Genomic DNA, 6,055 nt, shown 5'->3' on the forward strand with positions numbered 1-6,055 from the left:
GCTCGCGAACGCCTCGCCGTTCGCGCAGACGCCGACGGTCTCGGGCGACGAGATCGATCCCAAGGGCGTGTGGTGGCTGATCACGGCCGCCGCGGCGGGCATCGCCGCCGCGCTCGGGCTCATGCGGCGTCGCGAGCTGCACCCGGCAGGATGATCCGTCCCGTCCGGGCCCGGAAAGCACCACGGGCCCGGACGCGACGAGCACGGATGGGAAGATGGACGGATGACGACCGACGCGGCCGCCGGCACAGGACCGGGGAAGGAGCCTCCCACGCACCAGGGCGTCGACGCGGCCGAGGACGCCGCGGCGATGATCGCGTCCGTCGGCTTCCCCCGGATGCCCGCCCGCGTCCTCATGGCCCTCATCGCGGCGCCCGCGGAGGGCTACACGGCCGGAGACCTCGCCGAGCGCCTGGGCGTGAGCGCGGCCGCCGTGTCCGGCGCGGTCCGCTACCTCCAGACGATCCAGGTGATCCGCCGGGTGTCCCGCCCGGAGACGCGGCGCGACCGCTACGTCATCGTGTCGGACACCTGGTACGGCCTGATGACCAACAACGGTCCCATCTACGAGCGCCTCGCCGCCCACATCGAGGCCATCGGCGACGCGCACGCGGACGACCACGCCGCGCGGGACCGGGCCGCGGAGATGGCGGACTTCTTCCGGTTCATGGCCGCGCGGATGCCGGCGCTGGTCGACGAGTGGGAGGCGCAGCGGCGCTCCCGCGACGACTGAGCCGCCCCGGTCCGCGACCGGCGCCCGCATGGACGGCCGTTCTCGGCGACGTGGTCGGACAGGCAGGCCGGCGTGCGGCGTGCGGCGTGGCACGGCGGCGTGGCGCGATCCCGTGAGCACGCGCCGGCCGTTTGTCAATGCCCTCGGACGAGGTCGGATCCGGGGTCTAGCGTCCCGGGCATGGACGAGCAGCAGGACCGGAACACCTCCCCGCACGACGACGGATCGGGGCAGCAGCCGCACACGCCGGGTCAGGATCCGCGCGGCAGCGGCGAACCCCGCCAGCCCGAGGACGACGCCGTCGAGCCGGACGCCACCGACCCCGACCTCGTCGTCGCGGATCGATCGCTCGCCGAGCAGGAGGGGGCGACCGGCGCCGGACACGTCCGCGACGAGGACTCGGCGTCGGACGAGCCCCGGACCGATCCGGAGGCGCCGCAGGAGCAGACCGCACCGCGCCAGGACGCGCCGCTCGGCGGCGACGAGAGCACGCAGGAGCGCCTGCAGGCCGACACCGAGGTGGAGGAGGACGCGATCCGCGGCCTGGATCCCGACGACTCCCCCGCCTGACGCCCGCGGACTCTTCGGATCCTCGTCAGATCCCCGGTTTCGGGGCGGAGAACGGGGGTTCGGGGTGCCGGACGGGCCCGTTTCGGTCCGTCCGGCGCCCCGAACCCCCGACTCCGGACCCGGACCCCGCCGTCAGCTCGCGAGGACGACGCGGAGCTGCTCCAGCGCCCAGTCGATCTCGGTGGGGCGGATCACGATCGGCGGCGCGATCCGGATCGTCTGGCCGTGGGTGTCCTTCACCAGGACCCCGCGCTCGGAGAGCTGCTCGGCGATCTCGCGTCCGGTGCCGCGTGCCGGATCGATGTCGACGCCGGCCCACAGACCGGCCACGCGGATCCCCGTGACGCCCTGTCCGATGAGGCTCTCCAGTCCGGTGCGCAGATGGTCCCCGAGGGCCTTCGCGCGCTCCTGGAACTCGCCGGACTCCAGCATCTCCACCACCCGCAGGCCGACCGCGGCGGCCAGCGGGTTCCCGCCGAAGGTCGAGCCGTGCTCGCCGGGACGGATGATCCCGAGCACGTCACGGTTCCCGACGACGGCGGACACGGGCAGCAGCCCGCCGCCGAGCGCCTTCCCCAGCAGATACAGATCGGGGACGACCCCCTCGCGGTCGCAGGCGAAGGTCTCGCCGACCCGGCCGAGTCCGGACTGGATCTCATCCGCGATGAACAGCACGTTCCGCTCGTCGCAGATCTCCCTGATCCGACGGAGATACCCGTCCGGAGGGATGATCACGCCCGCCTCGCCCTGGATCGGCTCGACGAGCACCGCGACGGTCTCGTCCGTGATCGCCGCCGCGATGGCGTCCGCGTCCCCGTAGGGCACGACGTCGAAGCCGGGGGTGTAGGGACCGAAGTCGTCGTGCGCGGCCTCGTCGTCGCTGAAGCTGACGATCGTCGTGGTGCGTCCGTGGAAGTTCCCGGCGGCGACGACGATGCGCGCCGCCCCGTCGGCGACGCCCTTGACGCGGTACCCCCACGCGCGGGCGACCTTGATCCCCGTCTCCACGGCCTCGGCGCCGGTGTTCATCGGGAGCACCAGCTCCTTGCCGCACAGGCGTGCGAGCCCCTCGGCGAACGGCTCCAGGCGGTCGCTGCGGAAGGCGCGGCTGATAAGCGCGATCCGTCCGAGCTGCTCCTCGAGGGCCGCGACGAGAGCGGGGTGGCGGTGCCCGAAGTTCACCGCCGAGTATGCCGCGAGCAGGTCCAGGTAACGCTTGCCCTCGACGTCCGTGACCCACGCGCCGTCGCCGCGGGCGATCGTCACCGGCAGGGGCCGGTAGTTCATCGCGACATGCGGCTCCGCGGCGTCGGGCGCCCTCTGCTGGTCGGTGGCGTGGAGGGCGTCCGACATCAGGCGCCCCGCAGCTCGAGGGTGCAGCACTTGATCCCGCCGCCGCCGAGCAGCAGCTCGGAGAGGTCGACGGTGATGGGGTTGTAGCCGCGCTCGCGCAGCTGCTTCTCGAAGCCGGTCGCGCGCGGCGAGATGATGACGTTGTAGCCGTCGCTGGCCGAGTTCAGGCCGAACACCGCGCCGTCCTCGTCCGAGACGAGGATCGCGTCCGGGAACCGCTCCTCGAGGATCGCGCGGCTGGCGTCGTCGAAGGCGCCGGGCAGGTAGGCGATGTTGGCCCGCTCGGGTCCGCCGTTCTCGATGCCCACGACCGGGTCGAGGACGGTGAGCGCGGTGTCGAGGTGGTAGAAGCGCGGGTCGACGAGGTTCAGCGAGACGACCTCGCGGCCGAAGACCTCGCCCACCTCGCGGTGGCTGTCACCGGTGGAGCGGAAGCCGGTCCCCGCCAGGATCACGTCGCCGGCGAGCAGGAAGTCCCCCTCGCCCTCGTTGACCTCCTCAGGCAGGACGGTGTCGAAGCCGTTCGCGCGGAACCACTCCGCGAAGGCCGGGGCCTCGCCCTGACGCTCGGCGAAGCGGAACTCCGGCACGTAGGCGCGCCCACCGATGACGAACCCTCCGTTGGCGGTGTAGACCATGTCGGGGTAGCCCGCGAGCGGCTCGATGAGCTCCACCTCGTGGCCGAGCTCCACGTACAGGTCGTACAGCTTCTGCCACTGCGCGACCGCCTTGGCGGTGTCGGTCGGGTTCGCCGGCTCCATCCACGGGTTGATCGTGTAGCTGACGGTGAAGTGCTCGGGTCGGCACATCAGGTATCGGCGGTGGTGCGCGGTGCGGGCACCGGCAGGCTCGGCGGTCGGACGGGCGGTCGTGGCGGTCTCGGGCGTCGACATGGATGCTCTCCTCGGAAAGGGATGCGGCGGACGCTGTCCAGGGGCCCGGCGGGCCTTCGACCCGGGCTCTCGCGGAGCTGCCGGGGAAGATGCGACACGGGCACGCCAGCGTCCATTCTCGCACCACATGCCCCCCCGCCGCCATCCGGCGCCCGTCGGCGATCCCGCCTCTGCCCCACTCGGCGTCCCACCCCGACCCGCGCCGGTCCGGTCGGAGAAAACCACCTCCGGCGGAGAGACCCATCGAATCCCTCCGCCGGATCGACAGACCTCCGCAGGAGCAGGAGACCTCCGCGGGAGCGGGAGACACCTCCCCGACCCCGTCTCCTGTTCCCGCGGACGACTCCACCATCCGCGGAAGAATCCCGCGGATCCCTCCGCCGGAGCGAGAGAACACCGCGGGACAGAGAGAACACCGCGGGGCCGGGATCCGCGGCGGGACCCCGGCCCCCGGCGCACGCGGCCGGTCGAGCACCTGGGGTCAGCCCCAGACGGGGTGACCGGTGAGGGTGGCCGCGTCGGAGTCGGCCGTGTCCCACCAGCGCTGCGTGACCGACACGGTCATCGGCGGGCGCACCGGACGGTCGAGCGTGGCGGTCCAGGTGCCGTCGGAGCCGACGACCGCCGTGGCCGGGGACGGCAGTCGCCCCTTGCCCGAGGTCGTCAGCCGCACCTCCGCGCCCGCCACCCCGGTGCCGGTCACCGTCGCCTTGTCGGCTCCGAGCGTCGCGGTGGGCGCGGGCGGTGCCGCGGGCGTGACCCCGGCGGCCTCGTCCTGCATCGCGATCAGACGCTTCGACCAGGAGAAGTCCGACCTGGTGATCGTGTCGTCTCCGACGAGCTTCCCGTCGCGATCCACGGCGTACGAGAAGATACCGCCCTTGGTCGCCCCCTGCGGCTGCCACTGCGCGTACTGCGCCGCGCGCGAGGTCTCGAACGGATCGCGCGTGTCGCCCCAGTCCGCACCGCGCTCCTCGTAGAAGGAGAAGCCGATGAGGTACTGGCAGGGGTGGAAGTAGGGGGCGTAGGAGTCCCAGGTCCGCTGGAGCCCGGAGACCTGACGACCGTACGACTGCACGAGCACGTAGGAGACGTAGGGGGCGATGCGCGCCGTGAGCGGATGCGTGCCCTCCTTGTTCGTGTCGTAGACGAACAGCCGGTCGGTGCCCGACTGCGGCCCGATGTGCGCGCTCAGCGCCTCGAAGACCCCGGCGGCGCGGTTCACCTGCGCCGCGGAGAGCTCGCGCTCCATGTCCACGTCCAGGCCGTCCAGTCCGTCGTCGGTGACGTACTCCGCGAGGATCTGCTCCGCCGCGGCGTCGTAGGCCTCGGGGGTGTCGGCGGTGGGCGCGTCCAGGATCACGCCGATGTCGACGGTGCGGACGAGCTTCGTGCCCTGGGCGTGCAGGTTCGGGACGTACTCGTCCCGCAGCACGTCCCAGAACCGCGAATCGTCGCTGACGTAGTTGCTGAACACGAACGCGACGTCGACCCCGCGGGGCAGGTCGTCCATGCGCTGTTCGTTGAAGGCCGGGTTCTCCGGCTCGTTCTCGCTGCCGGGCCACGACGCGTACTTGTCGCGCCAGGTCCGGTAGTACGCGAAGTACTGCGGTTCCGCGGAGCACTGGGCATCAGAGCCGGGAACGTACGCCGCGGCCGGGACCTGCGCGGCCGGGACCTGCGCGGCCGCTGCCGGAGCCGCGAACAGCAGCCCGGAGGCGGCGACCCCCAGCGCGGTGAGAACGGACAGGGACTTCTTCATCGTCTCTCCAAACGTCGTCGTCGGATCCATCCATCGCTCATAAAGCGATTTAGTGAGACGCTAGCAGACACCGAGTATGTCGGGAAGTTTCCTTAACTTTTCCCGCTATACCGATTCAGTTCCCGCGCCATGGGACCCCGTGGAGCCTCACGCCCCGCCCGCGACCCGGATGACGACCTTCCCGCGGACGCGCCCGCCGCTCACCCGAACCAACGCATCCCCCGCCTGGGCGAACGCCGCCTCCCGCTCGACGACCGGCGCGATCCGCCCCCTCGCCATGAGCGACAGAACGTCCCGGGTGATCTCCGCGTGCGGCTGCGCAGCGAGGGACACGACCCTGCGGCGGGATTCGATCGAGCACAACGCCGCCCGGATCATCCGCGGCACGGGACCGAGGAGGCGTCCGCCGTCGCCGGTGACGAGGACGACGCGACCTCCATCGCGCACGAGCCGCTGCAGCCGGCGCACGGGCACGCGACCGGCGATGTCGATAACCGCGTCGAAGCTCGCCGCGGCCAGGGCGTCGAGCCCCTCTCCCGCTTCCCCCTCCCCACGGTGGTCGAACACCCGCGTCGCACCGAGCCCCTCGACCAGCCCGCGACTGCGCTCCCCGCACGTCGCCCAGACCTCGGCGCCCCGCAGGACGGCGATCTGCACGGCGAAGGTCCCGACGCCCCCGGACGCGCCGAGCACGAGCACCCGGCCGCCCGAGCCGTCCGCCGGGCCCGTCGCGAGCCCCGCGGC

The 6,055-nt window shown here is 72.4% G+C and carries 6 protein-coding genes; 2 read left to right on the plus strand and 4 right to left on the minus strand.

Features of this window, described 5'->3' with window-relative positions:
* Positions 1 to 223: 223 nt before the first annotated feature.
* Positions 224 to 733, plus strand: coding sequence for a GbsR/MarR family transcriptional regulator (locus tag MR1_RS18335; RefSeq protein WP_084344919.1), 510 nt, complete (start codon positions 224 to 226; stop codon positions 731 to 733).
* Between the two features lie 180 nt (positions 734 to 913).
* Positions 914 to 1,303, plus strand: coding sequence for a hypothetical protein (locus MR1_RS18340; RefSeq protein WP_067250508.1), 390 nt, complete (start codon positions 914 to 916; stop codon positions 1,301 to 1,303).
* 132 nt (positions 1,304 to 1,435) lie between these two features.
* Here the strand turns inward: MR1_RS18340 and rocD are convergent, their stop codons facing one another.
* From rocD to MR1_RS18360, 4 genes are all read right to left on the minus strand, one after another.
* Entirely contained in the window at positions 1,436 to 2,656 is a 1,221-nt protein-coding gene (gene rocD, locus MR1_RS18345) for an ornithine--oxo-acid transaminase (RefSeq protein ID WP_067250512.1), read from the minus strand.
* On the minus strand, positions 2,656 to 3,549 hold the full coding sequence (ddaH, locus tag MR1_RS18350; protein WP_067250515.1) for a dimethylargininase: 894 nt from the start codon (positions 3,547 to 3,549) through the stop codon (positions 2,656 to 2,658). The genes rocD and ddaH overlap by 1 nt, the downstream gene beginning before the upstream one ends.
* A gap of 481 nt (positions 3,550 to 4,030) precedes the next feature.
* The gene (locus MR1_RS19920) at positions 4,031 to 5,341 is read right to left on the minus strand and encodes an EndoS/ChiA family endoglycosidase (protein ID WP_169797720.1); all 1,311 of its coding nucleotides are present in this window, start codon (positions 5,339 to 5,341) and stop codon (positions 4,031 to 4,033) included.
* Between the two features lie 117 nt (positions 5,342 to 5,458).
* The coding region (locus tag MR1_RS18360) for a zinc-binding dehydrogenase (RefSeq protein ID WP_157518375.1) at positions 5,459 to 6,055 on the minus strand (597 nt) is incomplete at its 5' end.

The sequence above is a fragment of the Microbacterium resistens NBRC 103078 genome (assembly GCF_001552355.1).
Classification (GTDB): Bacteria; Actinomycetota; Actinomycetes; order Actinomycetales; family Microbacteriaceae; genus Microbacterium; species Microbacterium resistens.

Bases quoted from the DNA above. Each gene is read 5' to 3' on its own strand.
- MR1_RS18335 (WP_084344919.1), top strand. From the start codon at position 224: ATGACGACCGACGCGGCCGCCGGCACAGGACCGGGGAAGGAGCCTCCC.
- MR1_RS18340 (WP_067250508.1), top strand. From the start codon at position 914: ATGGACGAGCAGCAGGACCGGAACACCTCCCCGCACGACGACGGATCG.
- rocD (WP_067250512.1), bottom strand. From the start codon at position 2,656: ATGTCGGACGCCCTCCACGCCACCGACCAGCAGAGGGCGCCCGACGCC.
- ddaH (WP_067250515.1), bottom strand. From the start codon at position 3,549: ATGTCGACGCCCGAGACCGCCACGACCGCCCGTCCGACCGCCGAGCCT.
- MR1_RS19920 (WP_169797720.1), bottom strand. From the start codon at position 5,341: ATGGATCCGACGACGACGTTTGGAGAGACGATGAAGAAGTCCCTGTCC.